Source organism: Streptomyces sp. 7N604 (genome assembly GCF_052245475.1).
Taxonomy (GTDB): Bacteria; Actinomycetota; Actinomycetes; order Streptomycetales; family Streptomycetaceae; genus Streptomyces.
This window is the reverse complement of the sequence record NZ_JBQQBX010000027.1, coordinates 79,318-99,480: the sequence shown is the minus strand read 5'-3', so window position 1 is coordinate 99,480 and position 20,163 is coordinate 79,318. Positions and strand designations below refer to the sequence as shown.

Here is a 20,163-nt window from a genome sequence, read left to right as displayed (position 1 = left end):
GGGTCTCTCGTATGGATCAGCACACGGCCGCCTTCACCGAGCAATTCGAATCCAAGTTCGGGTATCCGCCGGACGTTAATGCGGTGGAACCGGTATCGGAATCGGAATCCGCAGTAGAGGCAGGAGCGGAGGGGATTCCGGAAGACTTGGCGATCTTCTATGGGCGGGTCTCGCGAGTCAGTCTGCCGGATTTGGAGTCGGGCTTCTTCGTCCACCCGCTGGATCTCACGCTACGGGGGCTTCGTGGTGATTTCCCTACCCAGATCGTGGGGTCTCGAGAGGATTCAGTGGTTGTTTTCGGATCGGACGGTGGAGGTGGGCTCTTCGCTCTCAGTAGCACCGATGGGTCAACGGTGTACAGGCTCCCACCTTCGCGTGTGGAAGGAAGCGTTTACGTGGAGGGGGGAGTTCCGTGCGAGGTAGTTGGTTCGAACCTCGAGGACTTCCTGTCCATGCTCGAACGTTTGGTGAGCAGTCAGGTCGCCTAGGGCTGAATACCATGATGACGAACAGGTATCCGAAGCCCCTCGCCGTGTTTACCGGCTGATGCCGAGCATGAAGGAACTCCAGACGCTGCGCCTCGACGACTCGCCCGTCGGACTGGACAACGCCTGGCACTGGTCTCCAGTGCCTGGCCTCGACTTCGCTGGGGCTCTTTCCGCCGACGGGAAGCGTCTGCTGCAGCTGAGCGCCCGGGAGTCCTACCGCGAGGACCTTGCCGTCGCTGCTCTGGAATTCGCTCGTGAGCACGAGGAAGAGATCTTCGCCCAGAATTCCTTCCTTGGCGCTGCGGAGGGATTCAAGGCCCCTGGATACAGATTCGACACCGTTGCCGCAGCTGCGCCCGAGGTGCACGAATTCTACGAATTCGAGAATCCCGCCCTGAATCCCCTGGTCCGCGTGGTCTTCCCGGCCTACGCCTGCGAGTTCTCCGGCAGGGAAGAGCTCAAGGAAGCGGTGACCCGATTCCAGATGCTGCGGCCCAACATCCTCGACCGGGAACCTGTCCCCTTCCTCAAGATGCGCTATGCCAACACCAAGACGGGCGGCCGGAGCACCAACCCCGGACGCGGATTCACCGAGCTGCGACGCCTCGTGGAGGAGTTGGGCTGGATGGACGGCGGTGCCGGCAGTTTCGTGGAGTTCGAGAACCGCCACGGCAATGTGTGGCGCGTCGAGTGGCACGGCGCCTGGTACATCGCGGACTGGGATACGGAGTCTGGTACTCCGCGAGAGATTGGCCTCGATGAACTTCTCGCGTTCGCCGAGGCCAAGCTCCGCGATTGACCGGGAAGCACGTACCGGTACGGTGCTGGATGTGACGAAGCCCAGGCTGCGCGCCAGAGAGTGGTCCGGGACCGTGTGGGAGGACCCGTCCGAGGTTCAGCTGCACGATCTGCTCGCTGATATGAATCTGCTGCATCGGTTTGTGATCGTCGAGCGCCTCGGCGTCCCCGACCCGAGTCAGCACTACATGCAGGTCTACCTCAACGACGACAAGACCAGCGTGATCGAGTACCGCGAGGGCAGTGCGGACTTGCACTACCGAGCGGTCGTATCCGAGCCGTTCGCCATGGGGGGATGTGACATCGCGGCCTCGGTGCTTCAGGGCTGGGCCTATGAGCGCGAAGGGTGGCGCGGCGCGCTGGGGTGGGTTCCGTGGGATGCGGAAGCGGAGAGGCCCCGGGAGGGCCGGGGGTAAATCCTCGACATCAGGCGCGGTCGAACTCGCAACCGGCGCCGCGGCGAATTGCCCGACGGCACTTTCGAGAACACCGAAGACGTCAACGTCCAGGAAGTCCAGGCCATCAACCGCTGATACCGGATTCTGCGTCACTGGATTCCGCTCAGCCGAACGCAGCGGTCAAGGGCGTCCGGTAGCCAGGGGCCTTCCCCTAGTCACATCCGCGAGGTAGTCCGTGACATCCGCAGCGCGGCCCGTCGCCAGGCCCACGTAGCCGTCCGGGCGGATCAGGAAGAGGGCGTCCGGGGCATCCGGAGCGTAGGCCCGTGTCGCGATGTCTGCGCTGGGCGGGATGCGGTGGATGTGGGCCCACTCGGGCCGGCCGGAGGGGAGTTCGGCCTTTCCGAAGGCCAGCAGTGTGGCGTGCGGGCCGCGGAGGAGGTCGAAGAGGCGGGAGCCGTCCGGGAGAGATGCGTCCGGCGCGCGGTCGCCAGCGCGGAGGGCGTCCTGCGGCAGGTCCGTCCGGCGGTCGACGGCGAGGCGGGAGCCGCGGTAGTTCAGGGACAACTGCCCCGTCTCCCCGCCGCGTCGTGCGGCAGCCTCGTCCAGGTTCACGCTCGCCCTGTGCAAGCGGGTGCTCAGGCCCAGCACGTCCGCCGCGACCGGCATCCGCTCCTCCTCGTACGAGTCGAGGAGGCCGGGCGCCGCGGCCCCGCTCAGCACCAGGCCGAGCTTCCAGCCCAGGTTGTACGCGTCCTGGATGCTGGTGTTGAGGCCCTGCCCGCCCGCGGGGGAGTGGACGTGCGCCGCGTCGCCCGCCAGGAAGACCCGGCCCGCCCGGAAGCGGTCCGCCATCGCCGCCTGCGGGCGGAAGTACGACGCCCAGAGGATGTCCCGGACCTCGCCGGGGGACAGGTGCGTACGGTCCGCCACCAGTCGCCGGATCGCCTCCGGGGAGGTGCCCGGGTGGCCGGCGGCCTCGGCGGCGGCCGCGGACCCGTCCCCGCCCCCGTCCTCGTCCTCGTACTGCGCCACCGCCTGAAAGAGATCCGTGCCCGCCAGCGGGCACAGCGCAAAGCCGCCGCCCTTGGCCTTCGGCCAGACGTGCCAGTGGGAGCGCGGCAGGCCAGCGGCCGGGTCGAGGCGGATGTCGGCGACCAGCATCGGGTTCGGGTCGACTGCGCTGCCGGTCATGGCGATGCTGACTGACCTGCGGACCGTGCTGCGGCCGCCGTCGGCCGCCACCAGATACCGGGCGCGTACGGTCCCGTCCGCCCCGTCCGCCCCGTCCGTCCCCTCCGCCCCGTCCGCGTACGTCACTTCCGCAAAGACCCCATCCGCGTCCTGCGTCACCCCCGTCACGGTCACGCCGAAGTCCACGCTCCCGCCCAGCTCCCGCAGCCGCCCGTAAAGGATCTCCTGCGTCCGCCACTGCGGCAGCATCCAGACCTCGTGATACGGCGCCGTGGCCGACGGCTCGGCGCGCTCCATCACGTCCCACTCGGCGCCCGGCTCGCCGTCCTCCCACACGCGCATCAGCGGGTACGGGCCCCCGGCCTCCCGTACGGCGCCGATCACTCCGAGGTCGTCGAAGACCTCCTGCGTACGCGGCTGCAGACCCTGCCGCGCGAGCCCGGGAAGAGCCGGTCCGAGCGCTCGACCACCCGCGCCCGTACGCCTCGACGGGCCAGGTCACAGGCCAGCATCAGCCCGGTGGGGCCTGCGCCCACGATCAGCACGTCCTCAATCTCGCCCTTAACGTTGTTAAGTTCCATGGCTCGAGAGTGGCTTTAACGATGTTAAGTTGTCAAGCGGGGGCCGGCGCGGCTGGGAGAATGGCCCGATGGCGACGACGCGACTCGACCGCGCGCAGGTGGTGGACACCGCGCTGCGGCTGCTCAACGAGGTGGGCCTGGAGGGCCTGACCTTGCGCCGTATCGCCAAGGAACTGGGCGTCCAGGCCCCGGCGCTCTACTGGCACTTCAAGAACAAGCAAGAGCTGCTCGACGAGATGGCCACCGACATGCTCCGCCGCATGACCGTGCCGCTGAGCGAGGCGGACGGGGCTCCCGGCGACGGCGTCTCCTGGCAGGACGCGATCATCTTCACCTGCCGTGCGCTCCGCAAGGCCCTGCTCGGCTACCGCGACGGCGCCAAGGTCTTCAGCGGCACGCGCCTTACGGACCTGAGCCACATCGGCGCCTTCGACAGCTATCTCGGCGCCCTCACCGGCGCCGGATTCGCCCTCCGTGACGCCGTGAACGCGTACTTCACCTCGTACGCCTTCACCATCGGCTTCGTCATCGAGGAGCAGTCCGTGTACCCCGTGCAGGGCGGCGAGCGCGATCCGCACTACGACGTAGCGGAGCGCGCCGACCGCATCGGTGAGGAGTTCCCGCTCGCCGCGGCCGCCGGGGCCGATCTGTTCTCCGACTACGACGCGCGCTTCGAGACCGGGTTGCGGGTGGTGGTGGCGGGCATCAAGCAGACGCTCAGCCCAACTGCGCCCTGACGCGAGCATAAAGGTCACTACCCTGCACAGGTGCTGTCATACGACGAATTGAGCGACCCGGAGCGGGAGTTGTGGAACGCCTTTCCCGAAGGGCGCCGGGTGGATCTGCGTACCGGCGAGCCTGAAGGCGACGACCCGGCCGGGGGCGGACAGTGGGGGCCCGAACGCACGGTCCGGGCCGAGGTGGTCGCGGCGCTCCTGTTGGGCGCGAACTCCGTGCAGTCCGGGGCCGTCGCCTCCCTGCGACTGGCCGGTGCGCGCATCACCGGCCGCCTCGATCTGGCGAGTGCGGAGATCGGGCACACCCTCTGGCTCGAGCAGTGTCGGTTGGAGAAAAGGGCGAGTTTCTACGGCGCCACGACCCGTACGATCCGGATGGCAGGCAGCTGGGTCCCCGGAATCAAAGCCGGGCTCGCCCGGATCGACGGCGGCCTCGACCTGAGCCGGTCGATCATGGAAGGCGGCCGCCTTTCGCTCATCAACGCGCGCGTGACCGGGGAGTTGGACCTGAACGAGGCCAGGATTTCGGTCCCTGGGACGTGGGCACTGTTCGCAGGCGGCCTCGCCATGGAAAGCGCCGTCTTCTGTAGGGGCCTCACCACGCAGGGCGGGCTGCGGCTGATAGGAGCTCAGCTGCCCGGGGGGCTGTTCATGCAAGGGGCACGGCTGGAAAACCCCGGCGGTGTGGCCCTCAACGCGGACAACGTGACAGCGTCGACGCTGAATTGCACCGAAGGGTTCACCGCACGGGGGACCGTGCGGCTGCGTGGCGCTCGGATAACGGACCTGCTGACCTTCGAGGCTGCCCACTTCGAGGCAGCCTCCCTCGACGGCGACGGCGACGGCGACGGCGACGGCGACGGCGACGGCAGCGGCAGCGGCGACGGCAGCGGCAGCGGCAGCGGCAGCGGCGGCCTCGGCGTCGGCGTCCGCGGTGACAGCGGCGGCGATGACGGCAGGGCTCTGGTCTGCACACGGATGCAGGCGGAGGACTTCGACTTCACACCCGCCACGCCGCCCTCGGGAGCCGTCGACCTCCGGGGAGCCCAGGTCGCGTTCTTCCATGACAGCGAGCAAAGCTGGTCCGGCGAAGTGCTTCTGGAAGGCTTCGTCTACGGTTCCATCCGGTCCGAAGCGGTGTCCCGGCGGGATGATGTCGTCCGGCGCCTGGCATGGATCCGCCGGACCCCCGGCTATACCCCACAGCCGTACGAGCAGCTCGCGGGCTGGTACCGGAAGATCGGGCACGACGACGACGCACGGCGCGTGCTCCTGGCCAAGCAGCGCCACCGTCGTCGCACCCTGCACCCGGCCGGACGCGCGTGGGGCCATCTCCTCGACGTCACCGTCGGCTACGGCTACCGCCCGTGGCTGGCCGGGTTGTGGCTCTCCGCGCTGACCCTGCTCGGCACCCTGACGTTCGGCGCCCACACACCGACCCCGACGAAGCCGGGAGAAGGCCCTCCGTTCCGCGCCTTCATCTACACCCTCGACCTGCTGATTCCCATCGGTGGCCTCGGCCAGCGCGGTGCGTACCACTGGACGGGCGGCACCGCACAATGGCTGGCATACGCGCTGATCGCCATCGGCTGGATGCTCACGACAGCCGTCGTCGCCGGTGTGACCCGGACGCTCAACAAGAGCTGACAGGGGCCTTCGGAGGGCGGCTCCGGCCCCGCGGGCCCGGCCTCCGGCGGGGACGCTGCGGGGCTGGCTGACACCTCGTGCTGGCACCTCGTGCTGGCACCTCGTGCTGGCACCTCGTGCTGATACCTCGTGCTGGCACCTCGTGCTGGCACCTCGTGCGGCCACTTCGCGCCCCCGTCAGCGTTCGGCTGCCTCGGCGAGGTCGAGGAAGCCTTCGAGGACCTGCCGGTAGAGCTCCGGCTCCTCCACCATCGCGAAGTGGGCGCTCTCCTCGAACACCACCCACTCCGCGCCCGGGATCCCGTCGACCATGGGCTGGACGAGCGCGGGCGTCATCTCGTCGTGGCGCCCCGAGGTGACCAGGACGGGAAGGTCGAGTTCCGCGAGCCGGGCGGTGGCGTCCCAGTCCTTGAGGTTGCCGGTCACGTTCCACTCCGGTCCCTGCATGGTCCCGTACAGCTCCTCGTTCACGGCGGTGAACGACCGCATGACATGGTCCGGGAAGGGGACCTTCCGGCAGATCCACCGCGTGTAGTACGCCATGGCCGCTTCGAGGTACGCGGGATCCTCCGTCGTGCCCGCCGCCTCATGCCGGTCGATGACGTCCTGGACGTCGGCGGGGAGGGAGTTCTTGAGCCGCCGGGTCTCGGCCGCGAAGGCGGGGAGACTGGCACAGGTACTGGCCAGCACGAGACCGATGACCCCGGGCGCCCGCCCCAGGACGTACTCGAGCGCGAGCCAGCCGCCCCAGGAGTGGCCGAGCAGATGGATCCGCTCGAGGCCGAGGGCGTCCCGCACGGTTGCGATCTCGTCGACGAAGGTGCTCATCCGCCAGAGCAGCCGGTCGTCCGGGCGGTCGGACCGGCCGCAGCCGAGCTGGTCGTAGAAGACGACGGTGCGGCTGCCGGATGCCGCCAGGGCGGCCAGATCCTCCAGGTAGTCGTGGGGCATGCCCGGGCCGCCGTGGAGGACGAGCAGCGGGGGTTTCGCGCCGGGCGTGGGGAGGGGGCCGATGACGCGGTACCAGGTGCGGTAGCCGCGGAACGGGATGGTTCCTTCGGTCGTGATGGGCATGGTGTAACCCTGCGTCCCTCACATCAGGAGTTTCTTCCTGCCACGAGGCACCGAACCGGATTTCCGGCCAGGCTCAGGGATCAAATCCAGAGCCTTGAGGAAGGCGTCTTCACCTTTTCCGTGCGGGGCTTGTCGAGCCAGCCAGTCGCAGAGCGTCTGCCATATCGCCGCGTAGCGGATCGACAGTTCGCGGACGTTCTTCGTCTCCAGCGAACCCACGCCGTCCGCCGCGGCCTCCGTGAGCATGTCGATCCATTCCTCGTTCCGCGAGCACAGGTCGCTGCCCGTCCTCGTATGCTCCTCCAGCCTTGCGAGCACCTTGCTGTGGTCTTCGGAGGATTCCCGGCCGTCCCGGCCGGCCCCGTCCGGGAGCATCGGGGGCGGGAACCCCGAGGTGGCACACACGGCCGGATCGCTGATGACCTGCACGGAGCGTACGAGTTCGACGCGGTCCCGCCATTGGCGGATGCGGTCGGCGGCGGCGATCTTCTGTGTCCACTGCCAGAGTTCGCTCTCGGCCCGGAGCCAGGTGGCCGCGGAGCGAACGTCGTTGTCGGCAGCGTTCGCGCTTCGCCGGAGCCAGACCTGCTCCATCACTTTTGCCGTCTTCTCGAGGAGCCGGTAGTCGTAGTCCCTCTTCTGTCCGGCGGTCCAGTCGATCGGCGGGGTCTGATCGGAGACGTGCGGGCGGGGGTACGCGGTCCGCGCAAAGCTCTTGAAGCGTTCCTCGCCCCGGAGTGGCGCCAAATCCGGATCTTCCTTGACCAGCCACGTCCGCTCCACTGTTGTGAAGCCACCCCTCGGTACCAGAACCGCTTTCTCCAGCCTCCTGACAGCACGCTCGATGAGGCCGTTCTTGCTGTCCCCCTTGTTGTCCTCGGAGCCGTCGCGGAACGTGAATCCCGGGTCCATTGCCACGGCATAGACACAGGCGCTGTTGTAGTACGTCAACCAGTCACGACGCGGCCAGATGAACAGGCGTCTGCGGGCCCTGCCGATCCAGTGATCGAGGTCTGCGACCTTCATGTCCTTCTGTTTGATCACGGGGCCGGTACGCCAGGCATAGGGTCGCCGCCAACTCTCCGGCGCAGCGGCCTCGTCATCAATGCTCGCCGTGGCCGTGGCCAACCGCAGCGGCCCCCATACCTTTTGATTGACCCGGAATGCGCCCTGGGTTAGGGACTGCTGCGCGCCGCGGACGCTCTGAACGTAGGCGGACGGCCAGAGGAATCGTATCCGGCTCCACAGCGAGTCGATCCAGTAGAGTCCGAAGACGCGGGCCCGTCGGTCATCGGCGGCAAGCCGCTGCGTCTCCTGTGCGCTGGCTCTCTGGAATATCAAACGGACCTCGGCTTCCGCCTGCTCCCTCAGTGCGGATCTGATACGTTCCCGAGCTCCGCGCTCGTCATCCTCGGAAATCCTGGCGAAATGTCCACGGGGTTCTATCTTCGGCAATCCGACGGCGGTCTGCCAGTAACGGTCCTCAAGGACGGGAATCAGTGCTTTTCGCGTCCTGCTGGAGGAACTGCCCTGGTTGCACCATTGTTTTGCCGTCACATCGGACGTACCGAGGATGATGGAATTCCTGTAGCGCAGGCCAAGGGTTTGACGGAATCGTCGCGGGTGAATGAGATAGCGGAGCCGACGCGGGCTCGGCTTCCAACAGCGCTCCCACAGGCGTTTGTTGTAGTGGTGGGCGGTCTGGCCGTCGAGTGACAGTGCCCTCTGGCAGGTGTCGAGCGCGTCGATGTGCAGGTGGAGCTTCTCCTGCACTTCCGCCAGTTCGGCCCGCAGATACGGGTTCACGGGATCGAGCCTGATGGCCTCGTAATACCGTGCCAAGGCCTCGTGATAGCGTCCCGCGCGGCCGTACCAGACCGCCTTCTGATAGGCCTCGTACAGCTCGGGCTTCAGCTCCCTCCCCCACCACGGGCGCCAGGGAGGCCGTCTCCCGGCACGGGTCACGGGGAGCAGCGTGCTGACCACCCAGCATCCGGCTTTGTGGATGACCTCATCCCAGTCGCTCGCCCATACGGTCATCGCGCGCGAGCCGCCGAACACATACGCCGTGACGGTCACCGTTACACCGAGCCTGTCCGGCTCCTCCTCCCGGACCCGGAGCACTCCGCCGACCCGATAAGCCAGCTTCGGCCTCAGTCTGCTGAGCAGTCGCGGCAGGATCGTCCCCAGCTTGTTCGGCTCGATCTCGATGTCGCCCAGCAGTTCCAGAAAGCTCGTTTCAGGAGCCTGGGCGGGCAGTGTGGTCGGCGCGTACATGCTGCTCTCGGACAAGTGCCGGCGAAATTCGGCAGTCAAGTCGTCGATGGGCGGACTCACCAGGTCCGTGGGTGTTGCATCTTCGAGTTTCTGCACATCGACCGGGCCCGGCTTGTACGCCACCCAGGCTCGTGTCGCTCTCCAGTACACGTAGAGGAGCAGCAGGATGTACGCGATGAATGCCATGCGCTGGCCTATGGGGAGGCCTTCGCTCTCCTTGAACACCCGGCCGAGACCGCCGCACACCTGCCCCAGCCACCCGATGAGATTCTGTACCGGCGGCCACATCCAGTCGTCCCACGAGGTGTCTCCCCAGGCTCGGTGATCTTCGCCTGCCCACGCGAGCAGGCCGAGCAGCCCGGCAGTCCCCACGCCGGTCCACGCCCACCAGGCGATGAAACGGGGAGCCGGCAGGGGAGCCGTCAGGTTGAGCTCGTTTTCGGCTCGGCGGTTGAACATGGCCATCCACCCCGCGGACGGGAACCGCGTCCGTCAGGGCCTTTCGGCAGGCACCCTGGTGGGGATCGTCGGGAGCACGACACCGTTGCCCACCAGTGCGACATGCTCCAGGCTGCGGCCCGACACCGCGACCTCGAAGAGATCCGGAAGCGCGTAGTCCTCGGCCGCATCGCGGTCGACCTGGTAGCCGAGATCCGCGAGGCTCGCCACCGTCATGCGGCTCAGTGGATTGCCCGCGCCGCCGATGTTCGGCGACATCAACTCGTGGTCGAAGACGCTCTCGCGCCAGTGGCCGCCCGCGCTTCCCGCGCCCCCGACATTCGCGACCGGTACGGGTGCGGGCTGTCCGTTCCGTTTCAGCTTGCCGAATTCCTCCATGGCGCCGGGGCCGACGAAGGTCGGATTGCGGCCGGGGAAGTCCTTCAGGAAGCCGAAATCGGTCCAGATGGTCCCGATGCCCAGCACGTGGCCCATCTCGTGAGTGATGACGTCGAGGAGTGTGCCCTCGTCTTCCATATTGGCCAGGTCGGCCTTGTCGAATCTCATGATCCCCTTTGCGGGGAGCAGAGCCCCGGTTGCCGCCGACTCGTCCCGGAGATGGGTCGGACCCGCCTCTCCGAGGGTGTCGCCGATGCCGTCGATCGCCACGCCCTCGGCATCGATCAGGAGGTCGTCGACCACGACTTCGCCGGTGAGGTCACGGATGATCACGGTCTGCAGATCACCCACAATGACGCGTGCCCAGCGGTCGGCGGCTCGAGCGAAGGCGCTTTTCTGGCCGCTCGTCAGTCCTCCGAGGAACCGGACTTCTATCTGGAACGGCGACGTCGTGTCGGCCAGCTCGGCCGCGCGGCCGGCGTCGGCGACGGCCCGGTACGTCTCGACGGCGCGTGTGATCTGCCTGCCCATGGCCCCTACTCCCCTCGTGCGCAGCCAGGTCTGTCCCTGAAAACCACGCTACCGAGGAAGGTTGTTGTAGACAGGGCAACCAATTTCCGGCGTTCGCCGCCGTGTGGAAGGGCTTGCCCGACGCCGTAAGTCGATACGCATACGGGAATCGCCCCTACCGCCGCGGTGACGTCAGCGCCTTCTTGATCCGCGGGGTCAGTGGTGTCTCCACGAACCGGTACAGCAGCCACGCCAGCACCAGCATCGAGACGACGGCCCCCGGCAGCGTCACGTACGACGGCAGCCCGAACGTCCGGTGCAGGACGTGGACCGTGACCCAGCCCAGGTGTTCGTGCACCAGGTAGAAGGGGTACGTCAGCGCGCCGGCCACCGTCAGCCAGCGCCAGTTCGCCCACCGCAGGTACCCCAGCGCGATCGCGCCCACCGCCACGAAGCCCATCGTCACCACGGCCACGATCCCGTAGGACGGGCGGTACGAGAAGAAGTCTGGGTTCGGCGGGTGCCACAGCCGGCTCACCGCGTAGTGCTGGCCGAGGAGCCAGCCTGCCGCGACGATGCCCCAGGCCGTCGTGTCGCGGCGGTCGCGGTGAACCAGGTAGAGCCCGATGCCGCCGATGAAGAACGGCGCGTACTCCGGCATCAGCACCACGTCGAGCAGCGGCTCGTTCGCGGCCTCCGCGACCGCCGCGGCCAGCGTCCACACCGCGCAGAACAGCACGATCCGCTGCCGGGTGGCGCCCGGCAGGATGACGAAGAGCGCGAAGAGGGCGTAGAAGCGGAGTTCGGCCCAGAGGGTCCAGCAGACGCCCAGCACGCGGTCGACGCCCAGCGGCTGCTGCAGCATCGTCAGGTTGACCAGCGCATCGCTCGGCGAGACCGCGTCGTAGGCGACCCACGGGACCGCGAAGACCGCTGTCACCAGGATGATCGCGGCCCAGTACGCCGGGAACAGCCGCGAGACGCGCGAGGCGAAGAAGGAGCGCAGCGGGCGGCCCCAGCCGCTCATGCAGATGACGAAGCCGCTGATGACGAAGAAGACCTGCACACCCAGGCAGCCGTACGCGAAGACCTGGGAGGCCGTGGGGAACTGGACGTTCGGCGACGTTCCCCAGGCATCGCCGATCTCGCCGTCGCGGCCGCCGAAGTGGTAGAAGGCGACCATCAGCGCTGCTATAAGGCGCAGACCGTCGAGGGCGCGCAGGCGGTGGGCAGGGGGCGCGCTGCGTATGCTGCGCGCCCCCGGACTGTGACTTGGGGCGGTCGCTCCCTGGGCTCCAGGGCCTCCCGGTGAGGTCGTATCTCCCGGTGAGCTCTTCGGGAGGGTGGTGCCGGCGCTGAACGTCATCCGAACGCGGCCCTCTTCTTCACCAGCCGGCGCTGTACGGCGCGGGCCCTGCGCGCGACCCTGCGCACCGTCGCGTTGCGCGGCAGGAAGGCGAGCTGGGACGGGATCGCGCCGGGCAGGGCGAGGGACGTGAGCCGGCGCCGCTTGAAGTAGCGCCAGGTGTGCGGGGTGAGCTTCGTGGAGAGGTACCGCTCGGCTTCGGGGCGCAGGCTCGGGTAGATCTGCGCCTGCATCGCGTAGCCCACGGCCCTGATCAGGCCGGTGAGGCGGTCCTCGACCTCGGCGGCGCCGGGTGGGGTCCAGGCCGTGACCGCCGCCTTGTCGGTGAGCTCAGGCAGCAGCGCATCGACGATGGTGACCGGGACGCGGTTGCTGTTCTGGTACGGGGCGAGCCGCTCGAGCAGCAGATCGGTGCCGGTGCGCGCGACCGGCAGCTCGTACAGCGCGCTGGCGGTCAGCAGCGCGGTCGAGAAGCAGCCGGCGACGAGCGCGGGGCGCATCTTCTGGTAGAGGACCTCGGCGAGCAACGGGGAGTCGAGGACGGTCAGTTCGACGCCGAGCTCCCCGGCCTCCTTCTCCAGCATCCGCGACCAGCGGGCCGGGGCCGTCGGGTGCGGCTTGAACACGACCTTGCGGTGGCCGAGGTCCGCGGCGCCGCGCAGCATCGTCACGTGCAGCCGCTCCTCCTCCTCGCTGGTGAGGATGTCGAGGGCGGACAGGTACTGGCCGAGCAGCAGTGCGGGCTCCTCGACCTGCGGGAGGTCCGCGGTGTCCGCGTCCTCGGCCAGCTCGGCGAGAACCTTGGTGAAGCCCGACGTCGGGACGATGTGCGGTTCCACGCCGAACTCGGTGAGCAGCAGCGGCCGCAGGCCCGGCACCAGGTCCAGATGGAGGAGCCGGCGGATACGGGTGCCGACCAGCGGGTCGAGCTTGTTGCGCGTCGGCCCGTAGCTCATCAGGCCGTCGGCGTAGACGTCGATCGGCGCGCCCGTGAAGAGCTGGGCGAGCGCCAGCGCCGGGTTGACCTGGATGGACTCGACGACCAGCTCGACCGCGTCGTCGCCGAGGTCCCAGAGCAGCCGCAGGTGCCGCTCCCACAGCGGTACGTCGTCCATCCGCGGCGACCAGCCGCCCGGGTGGAAGGGGAAGATCGTCTCGTTCCAGGACAGCACCCGGTCGAAGCGGCGGCGCAGCCGCTGGAAGCCGGGCATGGCGTCCACGGCCGGAGTCGTCTCGGGGGTGGCCGCGTTGTTGCTCACCAGCAGAATGCGCTGGTCGGCCGGGTCGAAGAGGTCCGAGTCCAGGGCGGCGGCGAGCGTGGCGGCGCCGTACAGGGTGGAGGCGAGGAAGATCTGGGTCTTCCTGCTGCCCTTGCTCCGGGGGGAGGGGAGCGCGGCCATCAGGCGGCCACCTCCGCCGGGACGGGACGGCGGCGCAGCCGCCGCAGCCGGGAGGCGCGCTCATAGTCCATCGAGTCGAGTGCCTCCTGCAGGACGTCCTGCGGCATGCGCTTCAGGGCGGCCGCGCTCATCGACCGCAACTTACGTGCCACGGGTGGTTCGAACCTCTCGATGCTGCCGAGATGATGGGAAATGATGGCGCAGTAGGTGCGCACCGCCTTGAGAAGCAGCGATGCGGCTTCCGGGTCCTTCGCCGTCTCGTCGATGACCTGGTCGAAGGCGCGGATGAAATCGAGCTGCCTGACATCCCCGATCTGGGTCAGGGACGAGGCGACTCCGCGCCGGTAGTAGACGCCCAGCAGGCCGACGACCGCGAAGGACTTGGCCTCCCGGTGCAGCCGCCAGATCCACGGCCGGTCCTCCGCCGTCCGCAGTCCGTGCCGGAAGTGCAGCAGCCCGTCGTCCAGCAGCCGCCGGTGGTAGATGCCCGCCCAGGCGTACGCGTAGTCGACGGAGGTCGAGCGGTCGGCGGGCAGGATCGCGTCCCGGGGGTTCATGACGACACCGCGCCTGCCGTGCGGGACGCGGGTGATCGAGCGCGCCCGCGCCGTGCACTGCACATGGTCCGTGCGGAGGAAGTCGCAGCCCAAGTCCTCGATGGCCGTGAGGAGTTCCTCGTAGTAGCCGGGCCTGAGCCAGTCGTCGCCGTCGAGGAACGTCAGATGCTCGCCGCGCGCGGCGTCGAGGCCGGTGTTGCGCGCGGTGGCGAGACCGCCGTTCTTCTCGTGCCGTACGACGACGGCTCCCGGAAGGTCGCGGGCGGCACGGTCGAGGATTTCCGGAGTCTCGTCGGCCGAGCAGTCGTCGACGAGAATGAATTCGAAATCCTGTCTGGCGTTCGCGCGGAGACTTCTGAGGGTGTCGGGCGCGTAGGTCTGCACGTTGTAGAACGGCACGATGACGGAGAGCTTAACCACCCGCGAGACGGTAGGTGGGCCCCTGGCATTCGTCTTGACGTGTGGTGATCCTGTGGGTGAACGAAATATGGCGGAACAGTTAACCCGCCGCTCTCACGTGCCGATTCTCCATCCGTCGACTTGCTGTTAACCCTTTGTTGCGGCCGAGTTGGGCCGCCAATCGGAATGGCTTTCTAGCGTCTTCGACGTGCCAGCAAGTATCAGTCCTCGTCCGCGGGTAGCCGTGCTCGCCGATTCCGATACGCGGTGGAAATGGGGTGCACTCACCACAAACCGCATCGTATCGGACGTTCAGTTCGACGGCTTTCTCCTGCGCGGCCGCGCGACCCCCACGGCCCGGCAGCTCGAAGAGGTGGGCGTGCGCGCGGAATCGCTGCGCGAGGTCACCGGAGTCGAATTCCTGCGGACCATGGGCCGCGAAGCGTACGACGTCGTCGTGCTGGCATGTGTCGGCGGCGCCGTCCAGGCCATGCTGCACGGCCTCGCCCGCGCCTGGAAAGGCCGCGCGAAGCGGCCCGTCGTCGTCACCGGCTATGTAGGGGTCGTCTACGAGAAGCTCTCCGACGGCCTGCTGCTCCGCCACGGCGCGGACCTGGTGCTCGCCAACTCCCGCCACGACGCGGACCGCTTCCGCGCCGTGTACGAGGGAGTGGGCGCCGATGCGGGCAGCGTCGTCGAGACCGCGCTCCCCTTCCTCGGGGGCGGGCGCTACGACGAGGAGGGCCGGGAGGGCCGCCCCTTCACCGTCGTCTTCGCCACCCAGCCCTCAGTGCCGGTCAGCCGCACCGACCGCACGTACCTGCTGCGCCGTGCCGCGGAGCACGCCCGCAAGCACCCCGAGCGCGAGGTCCTCGTCAAACTGCGCAGCAAGCCCGGTGAGCACACCACGCACATCGAGGAACTGCCGTACCAGAAGCTCGCGGCGAAGATCCCCGGCGGCCTCCCCGCCAACTGCAGCCTCGTCTACGGGCACATGGGCGAGGTCCTGGACCGCACCGACCTGCTGGTCACGGTCAGCTCCACCGCCGCGCTGGAGTCGCTGCACCGGCGCATCCCCACCGCCGTCCTCACCGACCTGGGCGTCCGAGAGGTGCTCGGCAACCACCACTTCCTCGGCTCCGGCTGCCTCGCCTCCTGGGACGAGCTGGACGCCGGGTACCGGCCCGCGCCTGACGCGCTCTGGCTGAGCCGCCAGGGCGTGGCCGCCAACGGCTCTTACGAGACCGCGTTCGAGGCGGCGCGCGAGCGGGTCGCCGAGCTGCTCGCGGCGGACGAACTGCCGCCCATCGCGCCGTACTACACGACCGCCACCGCGCCCGGCTACCTGCCCGGCATCCTCGCCCGGCACCACCTCGACCCCAAGGGCGAGCCGATGCCCGGCGCGAGCGCCGTGAGCGAGGAGACCGGCGGCGTACGGCGGATCGTGCGCAGCGCCGTACGGGACGTGGCGCGCGGCGCCTACCGGCACGGCGTCCAGCGGGTGGCCCCGGTCATCCGGCGGATGGGGGACCTGTGACCGAACGACAACCGGCTGCCGGGACGCAGCCATCTGACCTCCCCGAAGGAGCCCTCATGCCCCCCACCGTGCTCGCCGTCATCCCCGCGAGGGGCGGGTCGAAGGGCGTACCCGCCAAGAACCTCGCCGCCGTCGGGGGCGTGCCCCTGGTGGTGCGCGCCGTGCGCGAGTGCCTGGCGAGCCGGATCGTCACCGATGTCGTCGTCTCCACCGACGACGCGGGCATCGCGGCCGCGGCCCGGGGCGCGGGCGCCGACGTCGTGCAGCGGCCCGCCGCCATCGCGGGCGACACCGCCACCAGCGAGGCCGCCGTCCTGCACGCCATGGACGCCCAGGAGGCGATGAACGGCCGGGCCGTGGACGTCGTGCTGCTCGTCCAGTGCACCAGCCCCTTCCTCATCCGCGAGGACATCGACGGCGTGGCCGGGGCCATCGTCGAGGACGGCGCCGACAGCGCGCTGACCGTCGCGGCCTTCCACGGCTTCGTCTGGCGGGACGGCGACGACGGCGCCAACGAGGCCGACGCGGCGGACGGCGGCTACGGCGTCAACCACGACAAGTCCTACCGCCCGCGCCGCCAGGACCGGCCCCAGGACCTCCTGGAGACCGGCGCCGCGTACGCCATGAACGCCGAGGGCTTCCGCAAGGCCGGGCACCGCTTCTTCGGGCGCACCGCGCTCGTACGGACCGACCCCGCGCGCGTGCTCGAGGTCGACGACCCGCACGACCTGGCGCGCGCCCGCGTCCTCGCGCCTCTCCTCGACGCGCCGCGCCCAGGCGCGCTTCCCACCCGCGACGACATCGACGCGGTGGTACTCGACTTCGACGGCACTCAGACGGACGACAGGGTGCTCGTCGACTCCGACGGACGGGAGATGGTCGCCGTGCACCGCGGCGACGGTCTCGGCATCGCGGCCCTGCGCCGCGCCGGGCTGAACCTGCTGATCCTGTCCACGGAGCAGAACCCGGTCGTCGCCGCACGGGCGCGCAAGCTGCAGCTGCCCGTACTGCACGGCATCGACCGGAAGGACCTCGCACTGAAGCAGTGGTGCGAGGAGCAGGGCATCGCCCCTGAGCGCGTGCTCTATGTCGGCAACGACGTGAACGACCTCCCGTGCTTCGGCCTCGTCGGCTGGCCCGTCGCGGTCGCCGGTGCGCACGACGTCGTGCGCGGCGCCGCACGCGCGGTCACCTCCACCCCCGGTGGCAACGGGGCGATCCGCGAGATCGCCTCCTGGATTCTCGGCCCCTCCCTCTAGAGAAGGAACTTCTACATGAGCAACACCTCCCGCCTTCGCACCCTCGGTGACAAGATCGCCGGGCCGGGCCGTCCCGTCTACATCACCGGCGAGATCGGCATCAACCACAACGGCGAGCTCGAGAACGCGTTCAAGCTGATCGACGCGGCGGCCGACGCCGGCTGCGACGCCGTCAAGTTCCAGAAGCGCACCCCGGAGATCTGCACCCCGCGCGACCAGTGGGACATCGAGCGCGACACTCCCTGGGGCCGGATGACCTACATCGACTACCGGCACCGCGTCGAGTTCGGCGAGGACGAGTACCGCCAGATCGACGACTACTGCAAGTCGAAGGGCGTCGCCTGGTTCGCGTCCCCGTGGGACACCGAGGCCGTCGCCTTCCTGGAGAAGTTCGACGTCCCGGCCCACAAGGTCGCCTCCGCCTCGCTGACCGACGACGAGCTGCTGCGCGCCCTGCGCGCCACCGGCCGCACGATCATCCTGTCGACCGGCATGTCGACCCCGAAGCAGATCCGCCACGCGGTCGAGGTGCTGGGCAGCGACAACATCCTGCTCTGCCACGCCACCAGCACGTACCCGGCGAAGGCCGAGGAGCTCAACCTGCGGGTGATCCACACCCTGCAGGCCGAGTACCCGAACGTGCCGATCGGCTACTCCGGCCACGAGACCGGCCTGCAGACCACGCTCGCGGCGGTCGCCCTCGGCGCCGCCTTCGTCGAGCGCCACATCACCCTCGACCGCGCCATGTGGGGCTCCGACCAGGCCGCTTCGGTCGAGCCGCAGGGCCTGCAGCGCCTCGTCCGTGACATCCGGACGATCGAGGACTCGCTCGGCGACGGCGTCAAGAAGGTCTACGAGAGCGAGCTCGGCCCGATGAAGAAGCTCCGCCGCGTCGCGGGCGTCGTCGCCGAGTCCGAGGCCGGTGACCGCGAGCCGGCCGCGGTCTGACCATCACCTGCGGTGAGCGAGGACCGGGCATCAGGGCGGCCGGCGAACCGGCCGCCCACGCCCGCGCCCGCACTTCGGCGCGGATGTCCCAACCGCCCGACCGTATGGGGGCGGGCGGTTGGGAACGCGGTGCGCAGCGCCGCCACCGGGGCGGCCCGACCGCCCCGGCCTCCGGCCGGATCCCGGCGCCGCCGCACGAGAACACGGGGTGAATTTCGGTGAGCCGACCTGAGGGGCCTGCGGGTCCGTCCCCGTCCCTGTCCCCGTCCCCGGACGTGCCGGCGGCACGGCGAGAGCCGCTGCCCGCGGACCGCTTCCGGGGCCCGGCCGACGAGGCCGGGAACCTGCCCGCGAGCGGGCAGGGCCCGGCGCCCGCGCATCCGGCTGCCGAGCCGCTGACTCCGGCCCCGGCGCACCCGGCCGATGAGGGGCGCACGCGGGCGGCAGAAGACACGAAGACCCCGCCGACGCCCCCACGGCCCGCGGCACAAAACCCCGCGCCTGCGGTACCGATCAGTGCACCCACGGCCCAGGGCCCCGTGTTCTTGGCCCCGGACGGTGCCCCCGCGGCACCCCGCAGTGCGCCCGCGTCAGCGGACGCCGCCCCTGCGGCGCCGGGCAGTGCACCCGCGGCAGCTGACCCCGCGCTTTCGGCGCCGGACGCCGCGCCCTCGGCACAGGGCCCCGCGCTCTTGGCCCCGGACAGTGCGCCCGCGGCATCGGACGCCGCGCCTGTGGCAAAGGGCGGTGCGCCCGCGGCATCGGACGCCGCGCCCTCGGCACCGTGCGGTGCGCCCGCTGCACCCGACCCCGCGCCTGCGGCACCAGGCAGTGCACCCGCGGCAGCTGACCCCGGGCCTTCGGCTCCGAGCAGTGCGCCCGCGGTTCCCGCGTATGCGGGACCGGAGCGGGCGGCCGGGGACACCCTTGCCTTCGTCGAGAGCCCCGTCCAGCTGCTGAACGTCCTGGAGTGGGCGTACGCGGACGCGCTCCGGGCCGCGGGCAGGGCCGCCGGGACCGGATCGGGATCTGTCGTCCCCGCGCAGGGTGCTGGGCGCGCGGAGGGCCTCAGCGCGAGCGGCGGCGGCGTCGGCGGCGACCCGCAGGGCGGCGCCGCGGCACCCGCGGCCCGCCCCCCGCACCGTGACGGCGGAGCCGTCACGGTGGTCGTGCTGTCGCCGAACGACCCCATGACCCGCGGCCAGCTGCGCCGCATGGCGGAGCTCGCGCGCGACGAAGGGTTCAGCGTGCGCTGGGAGGACGCGCGAGGCGGGGCCGGGGCGCCGTTCCAGACCATCGGCGCGCTCGCGCCCGCGCTGCGCCGGGCCCGGCGGATCGTCATCGGCGACCCGTTCTCCCGGTACGTCCAGCTGCTGCTCACCCTGGCCCGCGCCCGGGAGCTCGTCGTCGTGGACGACGGGACGGCCACCATGGAGTTCGTCTCCCAGCTGGCCCGCGGCGAGCGCCTCGTGCGCTGGCACCGCACCGGCCGCGGCGGAGGAGCGCGCGATGCGGTCTTCGCTCCCATCTCCGCCGTCGCGCGCCGCAGGCTGACCCCCCGCGAGGGCCGCAGGACCGTCGAGGTGTTCAGCTCGATGCCGGTCGAGCCGCCGGACGGGGTCCTGGTCACCGCCAACGACTTCGCCTGGACCCGGGCCCGCTTCGGGCCGCCCTCGATCACCAGGGGCGCGGACCTGGTGGGCACCTCGCTCGCCGAGACCGGCGTCGTCGACCTCGACCGCTACATCGGCGCCGTCGGCGCCCTGGCCCGCACGCACGGCGCCACACGCTACTTCGCGCACCGCCGCGAGAGCGCCGAGAAGCTGAAGCGGCTCTCCGAGGAGACGGGCCTGGAGATCGTACGGCCCGACCTCCCGCTGGAGCTGATCGCACGCCGCGGCCCCATAGGGCGTACGATCCTGAGCTTCCCTTCGACCGTGGTGCACACCCTGCCGCTCGCGCTCGCGGGTACCGAGGTGAAAGTCGCCGTCTGCGACATCGATCCGGCCTGGCTCACCGACACCGCGTCCCCGCGCGCCCAGGGCTTCCTGTCCGGAGTCACCGGCACCGCACGTGACGTGCACCGACTGCCGTCCGTGCCCGCGGTGGCGCCTTGAGAAGTTAACCCCCTTTCATACCCCTCCGCGGGTCCGCTC

Annotated in this window: 15 protein-coding genes and 1 pseudogene; 9 read left to right on the top strand and 7 right to left on the bottom strand. The window is 69.8% G+C overall.

All coding sequences use genetic code 11. The annotated features are described in order from the left end of the window. The first annotated feature begins 11 nt into the window (after positions 1-11). The 3 genes from ACTWP8_RS27750 (at position 12) to ACTWP8_RS27740 (ending at position 1,702) form a co-directional block, all read left to right on the top strand. On the top strand, positions 12-488 hold the full coding sequence (locus ACTWP8_RS27750; RefSeq protein ID WP_443324826.1) for a hypothetical protein: 477 nt from the start codon (positions 12-14) through the stop codon (positions 486-488). A gap of 67 nt (positions 489-555) precedes the next feature. Further along, positions 556-1,287 carry a hypothetical protein gene (locus ACTWP8_RS27745; protein WP_443324825.1) on the top strand — a complete coding sequence of 244 codons (732 nt, stop codon included), beginning with the start codon at positions 556-558 and terminating at the stop codon, positions 1,285-1,287. Between the two features lie 31 nt (positions 1,288-1,318). Further along, complete coding sequence (locus tag ACTWP8_RS27740; RefSeq protein ID WP_443324824.1) at positions 1,319-1,702, top strand: hypothetical protein; 384 nt, start codon at positions 1,319-1,321, stop codon at positions 1,700-1,702. A gap of 162 nt (positions 1,703-1,864) precedes the next feature. Here the strand turns inward: ACTWP8_RS27740 and ACTWP8_RS27735 are convergent. Beyond that, positions 1,865-3,459 (bottom strand): annotated as a pseudogene (locus ACTWP8_RS27735) (FAD-dependent monooxygenase). Between the two features lie 68 nt (positions 3,460-3,527). Between ACTWP8_RS27735 and ACTWP8_RS27730 the strand changes: the two are divergent. Both ACTWP8_RS27730 and ACTWP8_RS27725 read left to right on the top strand, forming a co-directional pair. Beyond that, on the top strand, positions 3,528-4,196 hold the full coding sequence (locus tag ACTWP8_RS27730; protein WP_443324823.1) for a TetR/AcrR family transcriptional regulator C-terminal domain-containing protein: 669 nt from the start codon (positions 3,528-3,530) through the stop codon (positions 4,194-4,196). Between the two features lie 30 nt (positions 4,197-4,226). Next, a complete protein-coding gene (locus ACTWP8_RS27725) occupies positions 4,227-5,843 on the top strand; it encodes an oxidoreductase (RefSeq protein WP_443324822.1) in 1,617 nt (538 codons plus the stop codon). 177 nt (positions 5,844-6,020) lie between these two features. On the opposite strand, the gene ACTWP8_RS27720 is transcribed toward ACTWP8_RS27725, so the two are convergent. From ACTWP8_RS27720 to ACTWP8_RS27695, 6 genes are all read right to left on the bottom strand, one after another. Further along, positions 6,021-6,917: a proline iminopeptidase-family hydrolase gene (locus ACTWP8_RS27720; protein WP_443324821.1), complete on the bottom strand. Its 897-nt coding sequence runs from the start codon at positions 6,915-6,917 to the stop codon at positions 6,021-6,023. Positions 6,918-6,935: 18 nt separating this feature from the next. Beyond that, the gene (locus ACTWP8_RS27715) at positions 6,936-9,659 is read right to left on the bottom strand and encodes a tetratricopeptide repeat protein (protein ID WP_443324820.1); all 2,724 of its coding nucleotides are present in this window, start codon (positions 9,657-9,659) and stop codon (positions 6,936-6,938) included. 27 nt (positions 9,660-9,686) lie between these two features. Next, entirely contained in the window at positions 9,687-10,562 is an 876-nt protein-coding gene (locus tag ACTWP8_RS27710) for a leishmanolysin-related zinc metalloendopeptidase (RefSeq protein ID WP_443324819.1), read from the bottom strand. 154 nt (positions 10,563-10,716) lie between these two features. Then, positions 10,717-11,907: an acyltransferase family protein gene (locus ACTWP8_RS27705; protein ID WP_443324818.1), complete on the bottom strand. Its 1,191-nt coding sequence runs from the start codon at positions 11,905-11,907 to the stop codon at positions 10,717-10,719. Next, entirely contained in the window at positions 11,904-13,307 is a 1,404-nt protein-coding gene (locus ACTWP8_RS27700) for a polysialyltransferase family glycosyltransferase (protein WP_443324817.1), read from the bottom strand. Before ACTWP8_RS27700 ends, ACTWP8_RS27705 begins: the two co-directional genes overlap by 4 nt. Then, a complete protein-coding gene (locus ACTWP8_RS27695) occupies positions 13,307-14,284 on the bottom strand; it encodes a glycosyltransferase family 2 protein (RefSeq protein ID WP_443324816.1) in 978 nt (325 codons plus the stop codon). Before ACTWP8_RS27695 ends, ACTWP8_RS27700 begins: the two co-directional genes overlap by 1 nt. Before the next feature lie 187 nt (positions 14,285-14,471). On the opposite strand from ACTWP8_RS27695, the gene ACTWP8_RS27690 reads away from it, so the two are divergent. The 4 genes from ACTWP8_RS27690 to ACTWP8_RS27675 all read left to right on the top strand — a co-directional run bounded on the left by ACTWP8_RS27690 (position 14,472) and on the right by ACTWP8_RS27675 (position 20,124). Continuing rightward, on the top strand, positions 14,472-15,800 hold the full coding sequence (locus ACTWP8_RS27690) for a DUF6716 putative glycosyltransferase (RefSeq protein WP_443324815.1): 1,329 nt from the start codon (positions 14,472-14,474) through the stop codon (positions 15,798-15,800). 56 nt (positions 15,801-15,856) lie between these two features. Continuing rightward, positions 15,857-17,059: a cytidylyltransferase domain-containing protein gene (locus tag ACTWP8_RS27685; protein WP_443324814.1), complete on the top strand. Its 1,203-nt coding sequence runs from the start codon at positions 15,857-15,859 to the stop codon at positions 17,057-17,059. A 15-nt stretch (positions 17,060-17,074) separates the two neighbouring features. Then, positions 17,075-18,007, top strand: a complete 933-nt coding sequence (locus ACTWP8_RS27680) for an N-acetylneuraminate synthase family protein (RefSeq protein WP_443324813.1) — start codon at positions 17,075-17,077, stop codon at positions 18,005-18,007. A 953-nt stretch (positions 18,008-18,960) separates the two neighbouring features. Then, on the top strand, positions 18,961-20,124 hold the full coding sequence (locus ACTWP8_RS27675) for a hypothetical protein (protein ID WP_443324864.1): 1,164 nt from the start codon (positions 18,961-18,963) through the stop codon (positions 20,122-20,124). The last annotated feature ends 39 nt before the right edge of the window (positions 20,125-20,163 follow it).